18 protein-coding genes are annotated in these 15,858 nt (G+C 71.5%); 9 read left to right on the top strand and 9 right to left on the bottom strand.

Features of this window, described 5'->3' with window-relative positions; translation table 11 throughout:
* Nucleotides 1–89: 89 nt before the first annotated feature.
* Both PUR53_RS47105 and PUR53_RS47100 read right to left on the bottom strand, forming a co-directional pair.
* Nucleotides 90–1,241, bottom strand: coding sequence for a glycosyltransferase family 4 protein (locus PUR53_RS47105; RefSeq protein ID WP_329912538.1), 1,152 nt, complete (start codon nt 1,239–1,241; stop codon nt 90–92).
* A 294-nt stretch (nt 1,242–1,535) separates the two neighbouring features.
* A complete protein-coding gene (locus tag PUR53_RS47100; protein WP_329901625.1) occupies nt 1,536–2,513 on the bottom strand; it encodes a DUF3068 domain-containing protein in 978 nt (325 codons plus the stop codon).
* Between the two features lie 195 nt (nt 2,514–2,708).
* Here PUR53_RS47100 and PUR53_RS47095 point away from each other — a divergent pair, with 195 nt between their 5' ends.
* The 4 genes from PUR53_RS47095 to PUR53_RS47080 all read left to right on the top strand — a co-directional run bounded on the left by PUR53_RS47095 (nt 2,709) and on the right by PUR53_RS47080 (nt 6,164).
* Nucleotides 2,709–2,861, top strand: coding sequence for a hypothetical protein (locus PUR53_RS47095; protein WP_329901624.1), 153 nt, complete (start codon nt 2,709–2,711; stop codon nt 2,859–2,861).
* A gap of 3 nt (nt 2,862–2,864) precedes the next feature.
* On the top strand, nt 2,865–4,106 hold the full coding sequence (locus PUR53_RS47090; protein WP_192332641.1) for a helix-turn-helix domain-containing protein: 1,242 nt from the start codon (nt 2,865–2,867) through the stop codon (nt 4,104–4,106).
* Between the two features lie 409 nt (nt 4,107–4,515).
* Nucleotides 4,516–5,289 carry an IclR family transcriptional regulator gene (locus PUR53_RS47085; RefSeq protein ID WP_329901623.1) on the top strand — a complete coding sequence of 258 codons (774 nt, stop codon included), beginning with the start codon at nt 4,516–4,518 and terminating at the stop codon, nt 5,287–5,289.
* Nucleotides 5,286–6,164 carry an SMP-30/gluconolactonase/LRE family protein gene (locus PUR53_RS47080; protein ID WP_329901622.1) on the top strand — a complete coding sequence of 293 codons (879 nt, stop codon included), beginning with the start codon at nt 5,286–5,288 and terminating at the stop codon, nt 6,162–6,164. The genes PUR53_RS47085 and PUR53_RS47080 overlap by 4 nt, the downstream gene beginning before the upstream one ends.
* Before the next feature lie 30 nt (nt 6,165–6,194).
* Here PUR53_RS47080 and PUR53_RS47075 read toward each other — a convergent pair whose 3' ends face one another.
* From PUR53_RS47075 to PUR53_RS47060, 4 genes are all read right to left on the bottom strand, one after another.
* On the bottom strand, nt 6,195–7,142 hold the full coding sequence (locus PUR53_RS47075; protein ID WP_329912537.1) for a phosphotransferase: 948 nt from the start codon (nt 7,140–7,142) through the stop codon (nt 6,195–6,197).
* Nucleotides 7,143–7,251: 109 nt separating this feature from the next.
* Nucleotides 7,252–8,640 (bottom strand): MAB_1171c family putative transporter, encoded by a 1,389-nt coding sequence (locus PUR53_RS47070; protein WP_443080450.1) that lies wholly within the window; start codon nt 8,638–8,640, stop codon nt 7,252–7,254.
* Entirely contained in the window at nt 8,637–9,287 is a 651-nt protein-coding gene (locus PUR53_RS47065; protein WP_443080457.1) for a toxin-antitoxin system, toxin component, read from the bottom strand. Before PUR53_RS47065 ends, PUR53_RS47070 begins: the two co-directional genes overlap by 4 nt.
* 59 nt (nt 9,288–9,346) lie before the next feature.
* Complete coding sequence (locus tag PUR53_RS47060; protein ID WP_329912535.1) at nt 9,347–9,964, bottom strand: transcriptional regulator; 618 nt, start codon at nt 9,962–9,964, stop codon at nt 9,347–9,349.
* A 309-nt stretch (nt 9,965–10,273) separates the two neighbouring features.
* Between PUR53_RS47060 and arfA the strand changes: the two genes are divergently transcribed.
* The 3 genes from arfA (at nt 10,274) to PUR53_RS47045 (ending at nt 13,432) form a co-directional block, all read left to right on the top strand.
* Complete coding sequence (gene arfA / locus PUR53_RS47055) at nt 10,274–11,788, top strand: arabinosylfuranosidase ArfA (RefSeq protein WP_329912534.1); 1,515 nt, start codon at nt 10,274–10,276, stop codon at nt 11,786–11,788.
* 74 nt (nt 11,789–11,862) lie between these two features.
* Entirely contained in the window at nt 11,863–12,321 is a 459-nt protein-coding gene (locus PUR53_RS47050; protein WP_329901617.1) for an RrF2 family transcriptional regulator, read from the top strand.
* A gap of 160 nt (nt 12,322–12,481) precedes the next feature.
* A complete protein-coding gene (locus PUR53_RS47045) occupies nt 12,482–13,432 on the top strand; it encodes a sulfite exporter TauE/SafE family protein (RefSeq protein WP_329912533.1) in 951 nt (316 codons plus the stop codon).
* Nucleotides 13,433–13,513: 81 nt separating this feature from the next.
* Here the strand turns inward: PUR53_RS47045 and PUR53_RS47040 are convergent, their stop codons facing one another.
* From PUR53_RS47040 to PUR53_RS47030, 3 genes are all read right to left on the bottom strand, one after another.
* Nucleotides 13,514–14,356 carry a phosphotransferase gene (locus PUR53_RS47040; RefSeq protein WP_329912532.1) on the bottom strand — a complete coding sequence of 281 codons (843 nt, stop codon included), beginning with the start codon at nt 14,354–14,356 and terminating at the stop codon, nt 13,514–13,516.
* A gap of 78 nt (nt 14,357–14,434) precedes the next feature.
* On the bottom strand, nt 14,435–14,686 hold the full coding sequence (locus PUR53_RS47035) for a DUF6416 domain-containing protein (RefSeq protein ID WP_329901614.1): 252 nt from the start codon (nt 14,684–14,686) through the stop codon (nt 14,435–14,437).
* 57 nt (nt 14,687–14,743) lie between these two features.
* On the bottom strand, nt 14,744–15,250 hold the full coding sequence (locus PUR53_RS47030; RefSeq protein WP_329912531.1) for a GNAT family N-acetyltransferase: 507 nt from the start codon (nt 15,248–15,250) through the stop codon (nt 14,744–14,746).
* A gap of 69 nt (nt 15,251–15,319) precedes the next feature.
* Between PUR53_RS47030 and PUR53_RS47025 the strand changes: the two genes are divergently transcribed.
* The gene (locus PUR53_RS47025; protein ID WP_329912530.1) at nt 15,320–15,523 is read left to right on the top strand and encodes a hypothetical protein; all 204 of its coding nucleotides are present in this window, start codon (nt 15,320–15,322) and stop codon (nt 15,521–15,523) included.
* Nucleotides 15,520–15,780, top strand: a complete 261-nt coding sequence (locus tag PUR53_RS47020; RefSeq protein ID WP_329901611.1) for a hypothetical protein — start codon at nt 15,520–15,522, stop codon at nt 15,778–15,780. Before PUR53_RS47025 ends, PUR53_RS47020 begins: the two co-directional genes overlap by 4 nt.
* Nucleotides 15,781–15,858: the final 78 nt, after the last annotated feature.

Raw genomic sequence — 15,858 nt, 5'->3', positions numbered from 1 at the left:
CCCGCTTCCCAAGGGGCGCGGGGAACTGCGCGACAAGCCACGACGCACCCGCACCCGCCAACGCACCCGGGTGGCACTCCATTTCGCGCTCACGGCGTCCAACCCCGCACCGCCTCCGCAGCCACCGCCCGGAACTGCCGAACCGTGTGCCCCCACCGATAGTGCGCGGCCCGCTCCCGCGCCGCCTTCCCCATCAGCACTCGCCGATCGGTAGACAACGCCAGCGCACACCAGGCCGCCGCGAACGACGACTCCCCCCGGGCGAGCACCCCGGTCTCCCCGTCCACCACGGAGTCCCGCAGTCCGGGCACGTCGAAGGCGACCGAGGGGGTCTCCCGCACGGCGGCCTCCGTGACGACCAGCCCCCACCCCTCCACGGAGGAGGGGTGCATCAGCAGCCAGGCCGCGCACAGCAGCCGGTGCTTCTCCTCCTCGGAGACGTGCCCGGCGAACTCGACACCGGCTCCGGCCATCGCCTCCAGCCGCGCCCGCTCGGGCCCGTCACCGACGATCACGAGCCGTCCGCCCGTGACCGGCCGCACCCGTTCCCAGAGCCGCAGCAGCAGATCGATCCGCTTGTACTCGACCAGCCTCCCCACCGCCACGAACAGCGGTTCGGAGGACCGGTCGGCACGCGGCCCGGGTTCCTCGACGCCGTTGTGCACGACCCGTATCCGCTCGCGCTCCACCCCGATCGAGCGGAGCGCGGTGGCCGTGGACGAGGAGACGGCGACCAGCAGGTTCCGGCGCTGCGCGACTGTCAGCGACCAGTGTTCGAGTCTTCGGCCGAGCCGTGCGGCCGGCGCCAGCGGGCCGCCGAACCGCTGCTTCCACAGATCCGTGTGCACATGGTTGACCAGGCACATCGTCGGACCGTGGTGCCAGAGCGGCGCGAGGTAGGGCATGCCGTTGCACACCTCGACGAGGAGGTCGCAGTCGCCGACCTGACGGGCGAAGGTCGACTTGGCGCGCAGATGGTGGCTCAGGTCGCCGCCGGCGGAGACGACCCGGTAGTCGCGGTAGGCCGCGGGGCCGCCGCACACCAGGGTGACCTGGTGGCCGAGTTCGGTCAGGCCTTCGGCGAGCCGGTCGACGAGGAGCTCGGAGCCCCCCGCGGCCGGATTATCGAGGTCACGGCGGGCGAGAAAGACGATCCGGCGCGGCTGTGGGGGGCCTGCCGAACGGTGCTGGTCCAGGCGCGGAAACACCTCGACCAGCGAGAACGGCACGTGCTGGGGCATGGGTGCTCCAACTCGTCTCGGGGTGCGGAACTCAGCGGGGAGAAGGACGTTCGCTGTGGGGGATGTTCCGGTGGGAGGGGGGGGTCCGGATGGATCTGTCGGTTCCTACGGTTCCTACGGTTCCTACGGTTTCTTCGGTCTTCCGGTTCTTCGGTTCTTCGGTCTTCCGGTGGGCTCTTGTGGGCGAGGTGTGGGTGGGCTGTGCTCGGGTGGGGTGGACAGTTTTCGCCCAGAGGTAAGAAGCTGCTACTCACCGGCGTGACAATTTCCGGGGTTTATTGAACTGACGACCTGTCACATCGTGATGGGGGCCTGGGAGGACTCGGGCGTATCGGGGCGCCGCCTGCCACGCACGACCAAAGCGGCGCCCACGGCGGCGAGGACGAACCCGGCGACAGCGCCACCGATCGGCACCGTCTGCCCCACCAGTCGCAGCAGTCCGCTGTCCTTCTCCGCCTGGTCCACCGCGAACTTCTGCGTCGCCGTGGTGAACGCGAGCTTCTCGCTGTCGAGCAGCACCGCCGCGTCCTCGTCGCCGCCGGGGGCCCGCAGGGTGCGGCGCGGCCCGGTCTGCGCGTAGAGCACCCGTCCCGTGCTCTGGTCGACGACCAGTTCGAGTCCGTGGTTGGCGTACCACTCCTCGGCGAGCACCTGCGGCCGGTTCGGCTCGTCGACGAGGGCGCCGGGGACGAGACGCGTACCGGTCCTGGTGGCCGGAACCTTTGCCGTGAAGCGCAGCCCCTCGTAGCCCCGGATCTTTTTCCGGCCCTCGTAGTGGAGCGTCACCGTCGCGCCGAGCGTGTTGTCCCACCAGCGGTAGGAGCGCTTCTGCACGTCGAAGGGGAACTTCAGGTACGCCTCGCCCTCGATGTACGGCTTCTCGTCGCAGCAGTGCACCGGTCGGTTGGTCTTCCGGTCGCTGACCCAGCGGTGCGGGGTGAAGTCCAGCGCGTCGTGCGGGTCGGCCGCCGGCAGCGACTCGTCGGTGTCCACCGAGGTGATCACGTCCCACACGGCGGCCCCGCTGCGCTCACTTTCGGCCACATTGCCGCGCACCCGCTGGGTCACGGTGATCTTCTGGTCCGGCACGGTCTTCACCTGCTCGACGTCGAAGACGCTGCCCGTGCCGGTGTAGACGGCGGTCGTGTCGATGTCGATGGGATTCACGGCGGCCCGTGGCTCCACGTACCACGCGAGCAGCGGCGCGAGCACCAGCAGGAAGGTGCCGAGGCCCAGCAGGACCAGTGAGAACGGTGAGGCTGTACGGCGCATCCGGGCACTCCAGGGGGCGTTGGGAGGTGCGGCTCGGGTAGACGTGCGGCAAAGACGACGCCAGGGGAAGGTGCGCGTGACGTATGGGCCGGGAACCGTAGGCGGAGACTTGACGCAGTGTCAATGCATTGCTGACACTGAGTCGGCGGGGTGCCTGGGTGGGGCCGACCTGTCGACCGAGAGGCTGACCCTGCGATGTCCAGACTGCTCGCCGCCGTGCTCACCATGGTGGCCGCCGCCGCTCTCGCGCTGGGGGCCGCGTTCGGCATCGTCGCGCTGCTCGACGCGACGCCGGACCAGCCGAACACGCCGCTCATCACGTACGAGAACGCCGGTCGGGAGCGCTGAGGGGTGACCGGTGTGCCGGGAACCGTGACGGTCCGCTCCGCGTGGCACGACGTGCCGCGCCTCCAGGTCCGCGAGTTCGCCGCGATCGCCATGGCCGAGGCCCCCGCCCTCGCCGAGGAGATCCTGGGCGAGATCCGCCGCGAGTACCCGCATCTGCCCGTCGTCCTCGACGACTCCGGCGAACCGATGGCCCTCATCGGCATCCGCCGCGCGATCGAGGTCTTCGTGCAGCACCTGGAGACCGCCGAGGGCCGCCCCCGCGTCCCTCCCGGTGTCTTCCAGGAGTTCGGCCGCGGCGAGGGCCTCAACGGCCGCAGCCTCGACTCGCTCCAGGCGATCTACCGCCTCGGCGTACGCCTCGCCTGGCGCCGCTTCGCGGAGATCGGTCAGCGCGTGGAGATCCCTCCGCCCGCGATGTACGAGCTCGTCGACGCCGGATACGAATACCTGGACGGCCTGGTGGACCAGTCGGTGCGCGGCTACGCGGAGGCGGCGGCCCGGCAGGCGGGCGAGCGTCTGCGACTGCAACGCCGACTGATGGAGCTGCTGCTCGCCGAGCACCACAGGGGCGACCCCGCCGACGCGCTCGCCGAACGCGCGGCCCGGATCGGCTGGACCCTCCCGGAGAAGGTCGCGGTCGGGGTCCTGTTACGCCCGGCCCGTGAGGCCATGGCGCCGGCCGTCGGGCAGGGCGTCCTGCTCGACATGGAGTACGAGCAGCCCCGCATGGTCGTCCCCGAACCGGACGCGGCCGGCCGCCCCGAACTCCTGCACCGCGCGCTGACCGGCTGGTCCGGCGCGATCGGACCGCCGGTGCCGCTGGCTGACGCGGCGAAGTCGCTGCGCTGGGCGGAGGCGGCGGTGCGGTTGATGGAACGGCGGCTGCTGCCCGCCGGGGAGGTGCTGCACTGCACCGAGCACACCGAGGCCCTCGTCCTCCTCCAGCCCGAGGAGCTGATCGACGACCTCGCCCTGCGGTGCCTCGCGCCGCTGGCCCACTGCGGTCCCACCCACGGCCGCCGGCTCGCGGAGACCCTTCTCGCGTGGCTGGAGACGCGGGGCGGTGCGCCCGAGATCGCCACGCGTCTTGGTGTGCACCCGCAAACCGTTCGGTATCGGCTTCGTCAGATACGTGAGCTCTGGGGTGACGAGATCGACGATCCCGATCGCCGGTTCGAGTTGGAGCTGGTGCTTCGGGCGCAGCGGTTGCGGGGGGAGCTGGGGGATCCGCGCGGGCGGCGGTGACCGGGGCGCCTCATGGCTCGGGGGTGCGGGTGCGATGGCGGGTGCGGCTGCGTGGGGCTTCTCGCGCAGTTCCCCGCGCCCCTGAAAAGCAGGGGCTGCGCCCCGTGCTTTTCACCCCGCAGCCCCGTCGCCCTTTCAGGCCCGCAGGGCCGTGGTCTTTCAGGCCCGCAGGGGCCTGATGCTTTTAGGGGCGCGGGGAACTGCGCGAGAACCCCCACTCACCCGCACCCGACAACGCACCTCGCCTCCCACCACACTCCTCTCGATCGTCCGCGGTTATTGCCCGGTCAACGCACTATGACTAGCCTGTGTTCGTCATGCCGATCGACCGTTGAAATTTCGAACACCGCCGCAGACGCATCGCCGCAGACAGAACACCGAACCGACAGACAGAGGAAGGGGGCCGGCCGTGGGACGCCTCGTACCTGCCGTGACCCGGGCGCTCGACATATTGGAGCTCTTCCTGGACGGGGACGGCACACTGTCCGCCCCCGACATCGTGCGCAGACTCCAGTTGCCCCGGACCACCGTGCACGAGCTGGTCACCACGCTCGCCGCCCGGGGCTACATCGTCCAGGTGCAGGGCCAGCCGGGGCGCTACCGCCTCGGTGTCCGCCCGTACCAGCTCGGCAGCCGTTACGCCGAGCAGTTGGACCTCGCCGCCGAGGGCCAGCAGGTGGCCCGGTCCGTCGCCGAGACCTGCGACGAGACGGTGCACGTGGCGATCCTGGAGTACACCGACGTCATCTACATCGCCAAGGTCGACTCCACGCACGCCGTGCGCATGGTCTCCGCAGCCGGCCGCCGCCTCCCGGCGCACTGCACCTCCGTCGGCAAGATGCTCCTCGCTTCCCTTCCCGAGGTCGAGCTGAACGCCCGCATTCCGGACGACGCCGACCTGCTCGCCATGACCCCCAACAGCATCACCGACCCGGCCGCTCTGCGCGAGGCCCTGGCCCGGATCCGTGAGCGGGGTCTCGCCGTGGAGAACCGCGAGTCCAACCCGGACGTCTCCTGCGTCGCCGCGCCGGTCCGCGACCGCACCGGCAGGGTCGTCGCCGCGATCTCCATCTCCGTCCCCATGATCCGCTGGAGCGACGAGCGCCGGATCGAGCTGGAGCAGCTCGCCGCCAAGGGCGCCGCGGAACTGTCCGAGCGCCTCGGCCACCGGAGCGTCGCATGAGCGCGCACACGAGTCACCCGGCCTACGAGGTGGCGGTCCGGGAGTACGCGGCCCTCGGCGAGGGCCCCACCTGGGACGCCGCCGCCCAGCGCCTGATCTGGATCGACATCCTCGGCTCCCGGGTCCACACCTACGACCCGGCCTCCGGCCGCCGCACGGTCCTCGTCACCGAGCAGCACGTCGGCGCGGTCAAGCCCCGCGCCGGCGGCGGCCTCGTCCTGAACCTCCGGGACGGCGTCGGTCTGACCGACCCCGACGGCTCCTTCCGATGGCTGCATCACGAGCCGGTCCCGGGCCGCCGCGCCAACGACGCCGCCGTCGCCCCCGACGGCTCCCTCTTCGCCGGCACCATGCGCTACGACGAGGCCCCGGGCGGCGGCACCCTGGCCCGCTTCACCGCCGAGGGTCTGACCACGACCGTCCTCGACGACGTCGCCGTGAGCAACGGCACGGGCTGGAGCCCGGACGGCCGTCTCATGTACTACATCGACTCGCCGACCCGCCGGATCGACGTCTTCGACTACCGGGAGACCGAGGGTGGCGTCCGCCTCCCCGCCGACCGCCGCCCCTTCGTCACCATCGAGGACGGCGCGGGGTATCCCGACGGCCTCACCGTCGACGCGGAGGGCTGTGTCTGGGTCGCGCTGTGGGAAGGGAGCGCGGTCCGCCGCTACACCCCGGCCGGCGTCCTCGACCGGGTCATCACCCTCCCCACCCCCCGCCCCACCGCCTGCGCCTTCGCCGGCCCCGACCTCACCGACCTCTACATCACGACGGCCCGCACGGGAACGGACACCCCGCACCCCCTCTCGGGCTCCCTGCTGGTGGTACCGGGCGCGGGCAAGGGCCTCACCCAGCCGGCGTTCGCCGGCTGAGGCCGCCGTGCGCGCGCGGGTGTCGGCCGGTCAGTCCGGCAGGCCTCCGGCGAACGGCGTGGTCCGCCACTGTTCGACGGCCGGCCCGAGGTACTCCACCAGCTCGGGCAGTTGGGGCACGAGCGAGAGGGCGGCGATGATCCGCAGCATCCCGACGGCGTTCACGAACCTCAGGACGCCCTCGTCCAACGGTCTCGATCCGTTGCGCCGGGCGCCCCGGTCGTAGGCGGCTTCGTGGACGGGCCCGAGAGCGGCCAGGTCCCACTCCACGGGGCCCAGCGTAACCAGCTCGAAGTCGGAGTACAGGTCCCCGTCCGTCCCGGCGAAGATGTTCGCGGGCGGAGAGTCGCCGTGGACGGGCTGGAGGTCGATCCCCGGGAACGCCGCTTCGAACGCCGCGCGGGAGCGCACCAGAGGTCCGAGGATCCGCCACTCGCGCCGGGCCTGGTCCAGCTCGGACGGGCCGATCAGGCTGGGGAACCCGTCCAGCAGCGCCAGGCTCTCCGTGACGAAACGGGGGTCGGCGGCGGACAGGAACGACAGACGCCCCGGGTAGTCGCGCATCGCGGCGTGCAGGTCGGCGACGCTCTCGGAGTTCGCCACGTAGTCGGGTTCCCTGTCCCGGTCCTCCTCGACGAACTGCCAGAACGTCATCGAGAATCCACCGCGGCGAACGGGTTCGCGGGGCACGAGCGGGCTGGGCGGGATCACGGGAGTGCCGCGGTCGGCGAGCCAGCGTGCCACGTCCAGTTCCGCCCGCTGGCGGTGCGCGAGGGAGTCGGGGCTCTCCGTGTGGGGCAGGACGGTGGGGATCCGGGCCACCACCGGTGAGGGCGCGAGATGGACCACCACGGAGAAGACGTCGTGGAGGACCCGGGCATCGGTCACGGCGAGTCCGAGATCGCGGCCCGCCCCGACAGCCGCGTCGACGGCGGCGGCGGTGCGGCGGGCGCGCTCCGGTGGCAGGGAGCCGGTCATGATCGTCGAGGTGGGTGGAGGCGGGCCGCGCGGGAGGAAGCCATGCCCTCACCCTACAAGACGGTTCGTATCGTCTTCAGTCGGGGAGTGTCATGCCCGCCCACGGAGGTCACTCACGCGCGGGCACACCGCTCTCCGCCCGGGACGTGGCGGCGAGCGCCCGTACCGCCTCGATCTCGGCCGGCTCGCGCAGTACCCGCGACAGGGCGTCGATGTCCTGCAGCAGATCGGTGGGGTCGGAGGAGACCGTGAGCTCGGGGAACGCAGTACGGCCGGACGCCCCCGCCGGTTCGCCCGAGCCCGACGCCGTCCCCGAGCCCGCCCCCGGCCCCGCCTTCGGGAAGACAAGGGGACCCGAGGTGAGCGTGGCCGTCGTCGCGCCGTCCGGCGACCTCCTCCGCGTCGCCACCGCGTCCTGGACCGCCACGGCGGCGGCGAGGGCCTTCGCCCGGCCGGGGTCGTGCCCGAGGTCCAGCGCGGCGTCGTACGCACGGCGCCGCAGATCCTCGTCGAGGTGACGGGCGAGCCGGAGCAGGGCGTCCCGGATGAACGTCTCCCGGCGGGTGAGCCGCAGCTCCGGGGTGGCGCGCAGCGTGAACGGGACGCGGGAGTCGTCGACGGCCCTGGTCAGCAGGTACAGGGGCCGCAGCCGGAGGTGGCTCGTGCGCACCCGCCAGCGGTCCTGCAGATACTGACCGCCGTGCGGCAGGATGAAGCCCACCGCGATGCAGATGGCTCCCACGGCGACGACCGGCGGCGCCACGTCCGTGCTCAGCCAGTCCAGGTCGTGCCCCGTCCAGCGGGCCACCACCGCCGTGAGCTTCGCGGCGTCGAACACCAGGTTGAGCGCGCAGCCCAGGCCCAGCGCCCGCAGGCCGCCGCGCAGCCACACGTCCAGGCTCTCCGCGCGGACCCAGTTCCGTATCAGCCGGTAGGTGATCAGGCAGGCCACCGAGTGCGCGACGAGGTAGAGCAGGATCTCCTCGCGCATGAAGGGCGTCGTGGCGTAGTACGTGTCCAGGTCGCGCAGCCGTTCGCGGGGGACGTCCGCCAGCGCGAAGAGCACCCACAGCACGACGATCACCCCCGCGTAGACGGCGACGACCCACCGCATGAGCCGACGGGTCGCCCGGGAGCGGTCGGCGGGGCCGTCGCGCCAGGCCGCGATCAGCAGCAGACAGCACGCGCAGAACGCGGTGATCAGGGAGTACACCCAGGGCGCGGCGACGTTCGGCACGCCCACGACCTGGTTGGTCCAGGCGATGACGGAGGGCACCGCGAACACGAACACGCAGCAGGCGAGCAGCAGCAGCCCGCCGACCGCCCGCAGCAGCGAGTCCCGCCACAGCTTCACAATGCTGGGCAGTTTGATCACCAGGGCGGCGGTCAGGACGGCGGTGGGGATCCAGAACGAGATGTACAGCTCGGAGAAGAAGTCGGCGGGACCGCTCGAGCCGAGGGCCCCGGTCATGGTGGCGGGCACGGCCGTCCCCCTCATCTCCCGTGCCGACGGTAGCCCAGCGACGCCTGGATGGCCTGCCCGACGGGGTCCCCGGACCCGGCTGTTCCGGCAGTTCCGGCGGCTCCAGCGGCTTCGGCGGCTTCGGCGGATCCGCTCTGCCCGGTGTCCACCCAGGAACGGAAGGCGGTCGCCAGCCGGTGGCCGAAGTCCTCGGCCTGCTGCTCGTCCGACTCGTGCGAGCCGTTGCGGGCCGCGATGGGCGTACCGCCCTGCCCGAGGGCGGCCGACAACTCGGGGGAGAGCGGCGGCAACGCGGACGCCCGCTCGCCCGGTACGCCCGGCGCGCCCGGGTCCGCGGCGGCGAGCGCCGCCGCGTCCGCTCCCGGCAGCTGGTGATGGCAGTGCCCGGCGTGCATGTGCCACAACTCATGCCCCAGGATGACCAGTTGCTGCACGGTCTCGGCCCGCTCCTCGACGATCACCAGATCGAAGTCGGGGAACTCCATCCACAGTCCGGTCACCCCTATCCCGTCCGGGAACCGCTCGAACCGCAGCTCCACCGGCCGCCCGCCCCGCCGCGCGCTCATCTCCGCGCACAGCGCCGCGCCCAACTCCCGTACTCCGACGGGCGCGTCGAGCCTCCCCCGCACCGCCTTGCTGAGCCCGGCCGTCAGCTTCCGCATCTCGGCGGAGGACCGCGACGGAACCAACGCGTCCCGCACCCTGCCGAGGACCCCACGCCTCATCGCCGGGCCTCCTCGTCGTCGATGCCGAGCAGCCCTTCGAGCATGACAGCGAGTGCCTCCTGCTTGCGACGGGTGAGCCGTTGCCCGCGCAGCGCGAGTGTGACGACCCCGTGCCGGGTGGCGAACTCGACCAGCGGTCCGTCGTCGTCCGCGTCCTCTTCGAGTTCCGCGAGGACCCGCCCGAGTTCCCGGTTCAGGACGGTCGTGGCCGGGTCGGTGAAGAACCGGACGCCCTCCTCGATCCCGAAGAACTCCGCGAGTTCGGTCAGATCGGGGACGTTCGGCATCTTCCTGCCGAGCAGCAGCTGCCGGGCCCACTCGGGGCTGATCGAGAGCCGCCGCGCGACCTCCCGGCCGACCTCTCCGGCCCGCTTCCCGCTCCGCGCGACATACGCCTCGTGCACCGCCCGCACCCGCCGGCGCACCCGGTCGTCGACCCGCTCCGCCACCGGCGCGGCCCCGCCGAGCAACGCCCGCACCTCGTCCTCACCGAGCGCGGTACGGTCCGCCAGCGCCCGTACGTCGAGAATCCGGCCCCGGTCGGCACCGGCCTCCGCGATACGGGCGCCCAGTCGCGTCAGGGTCTCGGCAAGGGGATCGGGAAGCGCAGACACGCGCCGACCCTACGTGCCGCCGCCTGCCCACACCACGAGAATCCAACGATCGTTGAATTCCGACCAACGATGGTTGCGCTACCGGGAAGAGGGTGAGATCCGCGCCCCTCCAGGGGCGCGGGCAACTGCGCGAGCAACCACGAACGACCCGCACCCGCCCGTCAACAACGCCCGGCAGACGCGCAGGGCGCGCGCCCCGTCCGGCCGCGAGACCCCATTGACTGGCCCCGACATCGACCATAGCGTCCCGTTCGACGCAACGAGCACCATCCGCAATACCGAACGCCGAGTACTGAGGGGCCGCCCCACATGACCCGCACCGCCCGCTTCACCCTCGACCCCGCTTTCAAGGTCGGCGAGGTCAACCCCCGCCTCTTCGGCTCCTTCGTCGAACACCTCGGCCGCTGCGTCTACACCGGCATCTTCGAACCGGACCACCCCACCGCCGACGAGGCGGGCCTGCGCACCGACGTGCTGGACCTGGTCCGCGAACTGGGCGTCACCACGATCCGCTACCCCGGCGGCAACTTCGTCTCCGGCTACAAGTGGGAGGACTCCGTCGGCCCCGTCGAGGACCGCCCCCGCCGCCTCGACCTCGCCTGGCGCTCCACCGAGACCAACCGCTTCGGCCTCTCCGAGTACATCGCCTTCCTGAAGAAGGTCGGCCCCCGGGCCGAGCCCATGATGGCCCTCAACCTCGGCACCCGGGGCGTCGCCGAGGCCCTGGAACTCCAGGAGTACGCCAACCACCCCGCCGGTACCGCCCTTTCCGACCTCCGCGTCGCCCACGGCGACAAGGACCCCTTCGGCATCAAGCTCTGGTGCCTGGGCAACGAGATGGACGGCCCGTGGCAGACCGGCCACAAGACGGCGACGGAGTACGGCCGTATCGCCGCCGAGACGGCCCGCGCGATGCGCCAGATGGACCCGACCGTGGAACTGGTCGCCTGCGGCTCCTCCAGCCAGTCCATGGAGACCTTCGCCGAGTGGGAGGCGACGGTCCTCGCCGAGACGTACGACCTCGTCGACCACATCTCCCTGCACGCCTACTACCAGCCCGAGGACGGCGACATCGACTCCTTCCTGGCGTCCGCCGTGGACATGGAGTCGTTCATCGACAACGTGGTCGCGACCTGTGACCACGTCGGCGCCCGCCTCAAGTCCAAGAAGAAGATCAACCTCTCCTTCGACGAGTGGAACGTCTGGTACATCTCGGAGTGGCACGCGATCGAGAACTCCGGCGCGCGGGACTGGGCCGAGGCCCCCCGACTGCTGGAGGACAACTACAGCGTCACCGACGCCGTCGTCTTCGGCTCCCTCCTCATCGCGCTCCTCCGGCACGCCGACCGCGTCACCGTCGCCTGCCTCGCCCAGCTCGTCAACGTCATCGCCCCGATCATGACCGAGCCCGGCGGCCCGGCCTGGCGGCAGACGACGTTCTTCCCGTTCGCCCAGGCCGCGAAGTACGGGCGGGGCGAGGTGCTCGACGTACGGGTGGACTCGCCGACGTACGAGACGAAGAAGTACGGCGAGGCGGATCTGCTGCACGCGACGGCGGTGCGGGCCGAGGACGGCTCGGTGACCGTCTTCGCGGTCAACCGGGACCGTACGCGGCCGCTGCCGCTCGAAATCGCCCTGAACGGCCTGGAGTTGACCCGGGTCGTCGAGCACAGCGTGCTGGCCGACGCGGACCCGGACGCGCGGAACACGCTGACGGAACCGGAGCGGGTCGCCCCGCGGGTGGTGGAGGGGGCGGCGCTGCGCGACGGCATGCTGAGCACGACCCTCGAGCCGCTGTCGTGGAACGTGATCCGGCTCGGCTGAGAGGCCGTGATCGAGCCCGCGCCCCCGACGGGCGCGGGACCGCCGTGGCGTCCGCGTGGCCGACAATGTTCCGCATGAGGATCTCGGCACGGGCGGATTACGCCGTACGCGCGGTACTGGAAGTCGCCGTACGGCAGGACGGCGGTCCGGTGAAGGCGGAAGTCATCGCGACCGTGCAGGAGATCCCGCACAAGTTCCTGGAGGGCATCCTCGCGGACCTGCGGCGGGGCGGCCTGGTCACCAGCCGGCGGGGCGGCAGCGGCGGGTACCTGCTCGCCCGCGAGCCCTCCGCCATCACCGTCGCCGATGTGATCCGGGCCGTCGACGGGCCGATCGTGTCGGTGCGCGGCGAACGACCCACCGGCCTGACCTACACCGGCTCCGCCGAGCCGTTGCTGCCGCTGTGGATCGCCCTGCGGGCCAATGTCCGCCGCATCCTGGAGGGCGTCACCGTGGCCGACATCGCGGCCGGCGCCCTCCCCGACCCGGTGAAGGACCTGGCGGCGGAGCCGACGGCCTGGGAGAACCCGTAGCGCGGTCCGGTGCCGTGCACAGGATCGTCACCTCCTCCTCAGCCATTCCTCAGCTTGCTCTCGTACCGTTGCCGTTCGGCCCATCCCTACTTAACCGGTGGGAAAGCCCGGGAAGCCAGGGAACAGCGGCGACGGAAACGGAAGACGGGACGAAGGACGCATGCGGACGCTGGTACTGCTCGCGCTGGCGGGCCTGGGCGCGCAGTTGGTGGACGGCAGCCTGGGCATGGCCTACGGCGTGACCTCGACGACGCTGATGCTCGCCATGGGCACCAATCCAGCCGCCGCCTCCGCCACGGTGCACCTCGCCGAGATCGGCACGACCCTGATGTCGGGCGCCTCGCACTGGCGGTTCGGGAACGTGGACTGGAAGGTCGTCGCCAGGATCGGCGTACCGGGCGCGGTGGGCGCGTTCCTCGGCGCGACGGTCCTCTCGTCGCTGTCCACGGAGACCGCCGGCCCGCTGATGTCGCTGATCCTGCTCGGCCTGGGCGTGTACGTCCTGTCCCGCTTCACCCTGCGCGGCCTGCCGAAGGAACGCCTCGGCCAGCCGCTGCGGAAGCGGTTCCTGTCCCCGCTGGGCCTGGTCGCCGGTTTCCTGGACGCGACCGGCGGGGGCGGCTGGGGCCCGGTGGGCACGCCGGCGCTGCTGGCCAGCGGCCGCATGGAACCCCGTAAGGTCATCGGCTCCATCGACACGAGCGAGTTCCTCGTCGCGGTCTCCGCGAGCCTGGGCTTCCTCGTCTCCCTCGGCTCCCAGGGCCTGGACTGGGCCTGGGTCGCCGCCTTCCTGCTGGGCGGCCTGATCGCCGCGCCCATCGCCGCGTGGCTGGTCCGCCTGGTCCCGCCGCGAGTCCTGGGCTCGGCGGTGGGCGGAGTCATCATCGCGACAAACACCCGCACCCTCCTGAACAGTGACTGGCTCGCGGCGTCGGGAGCGGTGAGCACGGTGGTCTACCTCGCGATCTACACCCTCTGGGCGGCGGCGCTGACGTACTCGATCCGCGAACACCTGAAGGAGAGGGCGACGCCCACGCCCACGCCCGCGCCCCTCGGGGACGCGGGGGAGGGCGCGACGGGCCTCGACGAGCGGGTGGCGGCCCGCCGGTAACGGCTGTCCCTGGGTTCTGTCCTGTGCTCTGTCTGCGTTCTGTCTGTGTTCTGAGTTCAGCTTGGTTCGTGGCGTCTGAGTTCAGCTTGGTTCGTGGCGATCGAGTGCGGCACGGACCCGGCTGAGCCCCTCCACTCTCCAGTGGCCCCGGTCGGGCATCCGGTCGTCCCGGCGCCATCGCCAGGCCGAGAACATCGCCCAGTTCAGGGCGCGGCAGCGGTGGATCAGGTCGTGGTCGGCCCCCGTGTAGTGCTGTGCCACGTCCTCGGGCGCGTGGGCGAGGTCGAACTCGACCGGCCCACGGCAACACGTCGCGAGGTCCACGAAGAGCGGGCCTCGCCGCGTGTTGAGGAGGTTGCCCGGATGGGGCTCGCCGTGCAGTAGCTGCTCGCCGGCCCGCTCGACGCTGAGCGCGGTGCGCAGCCCGCTGAGTGTGTCGCTGAGGAGTTCCCGGTCGGAATCGGGCAACTCGGGGGAGCGTTCCCGGTCGTTCACCTCTCTGAGCGCCGCGGCGACTCGATCGGTGACATGCGGTGCGTCCAGATCGATCCGGCGCAGGACGGCATGATGCCGCAGGAACGCGTCCGCGTAGTCGGCCGCCGCGATCTCCGACCCCAGCGGTTCGTAGTAGGTCCACAGCGAGACGGCGAAGTCACCACGCACATGGACCCGTGGCTCGACCCGGGGTTCGAGCTCCGCCACCGGAGCCCCGGCGACGGTGAGACGGCGAGCGACCTCCACTTCGAACTCGGACTCGGCCAGCTGCTCCACGGGCGCGACCCGAACCAGCACATCGCAGGGAACCAGGCGCAGCGCGACACGGTCCGAATCGTGGACGACGACCACATCGTCGACCTGAAGTCCCAGCCCCGAGGCGGTCGCCCACCCCGCCTCAACCGCGCGACGAAGCTCCGACGGCTCCATACGCCCCCCTCCCTGATCTCACGTTCGCGAAGACGTGCCCGGATCACCCACTTGGCGATCACGTTCCGGCCCCCAGTGTCACCGCCCGAGCCGACCGACCAGGAACACCGCCGCCACTGAGGGCCTTGCCGCGTACGTCGCACCCGTGCGCCCCTGAGGGGCTTCCCACCAGACAACGGGTAGCGCCGCTCGCTGTTGCCATGCGCCCTGCTCATGCAGTGGATCTCCCGGCCAGGGTTGCGCAACAGGTACTCGAACACCTGCAGAGCCTGTGGCGCCAGTCCACCCGGAGTGCTGGGCCCATCGCCCGTCGTCCTCGACCGGGTACATCGATACCCTCGCTCCCACCCGCTGTATTTCGGCCAACATTTCGCCCGCCACCGAGCGTCACGAGTCGAACCGCGTTCCCACGCGCAGAAGCAGCAGGTCGAACTCGGGGCCGTCAGGCGTATTGCGGTACGGGCCCGCGTACTCGTAGCCGAGTCGGGCGTACAGGTCCTGTCCGCGAAGGTTGGAGGGCAGGGCGAGGAGGGACGACCAGGACGGGGCGATGGTCTTGAGGAGTTCGGCGTGGAGGCGGGAGCCGATGCCCTGGGACTGCCAGGGCGGACGTACGGCGAGTTCGCACAGGCCCATCAGCCGCTCGGTCCGGGCGGCCTCGGGTACCTGGTCGATCAGTTCGGCGCCGAACCAGTACGCCGCGTCGCACGGGAACGCGTACCCGAACCCGACCGCCGTGCCGGCGGCGTACGCGACGACCAGAGCGAAGCCGACGTGTTCGATCTGGGCCGCGATCCTCGCAAGCGCCCGCCGTCGCAGGGCCCCGCGCCCCTGGCCGCACAGCCAACTCCCCGCGATCACCGCCGCCGACATCACCAGCGGCCTCGTCGGCATCTACCTCCTGCCACCCGACGTGCGCCGACTCGCACGCGCCGCGGCACGCTCGGCCGAGGAGACGCGCCCATGACGGACGTACAGAAACGCCGGCCCACCGCCCCTCGCGCCGAGCTCCCCATGCTGCGCGCCTACCGGCTGTGGTTCGAACACGCCCGCAAGTGCGGCGTCGGCTGCAAAGGCGTACCCAGGGCTCAGGACGGTTGCGAGGACGGACGGCGGCTCTGGGGCTCGTACCGCCTCGCGCGCATCGGAAAGGCGACGGCGCCATGACCTGGACCATCGAACGCCCACCGGGTCGGCCCGTACGCCGCACCGCTGACAACCGCCTCGCCGTACCCCTGCGTCTGTCCCTCACCGACGGCCACGCCACGGACGCCGAACTGACCCTCACCCTCGCCGAGGCCGAGCATCTGCACGCCGCACTGTGCCGCGCACTCGACGGTGAGCCGACGCCTCCGGCCGCGCCCGACTGCCGTCAGTCGGTCCAGGCCTCGCCCGGAACGTCGCGCATCGTGGGGAGGGGGTAGCTCCTGGCTCCTTGGACGTAGGGACGTCTCTCGGGCGCATCCCCGGCAGGAGTCCTGGACGTGCCTCCGGGGATGACG

The sequence above is a fragment of the Streptomyces sp. SP18BB07 genome (assembly GCF_036322545.1).
Taxonomy (GTDB): domain Bacteria; phylum Actinomycetota; class Actinomycetes; order Streptomycetales; family Streptomycetaceae; genus Streptomyces; species Streptomyces deccanensis.
Note: the sequence above shows the minus strand (reverse complement) of the source record. Positions and strands in the feature narration are given on the sequence as shown.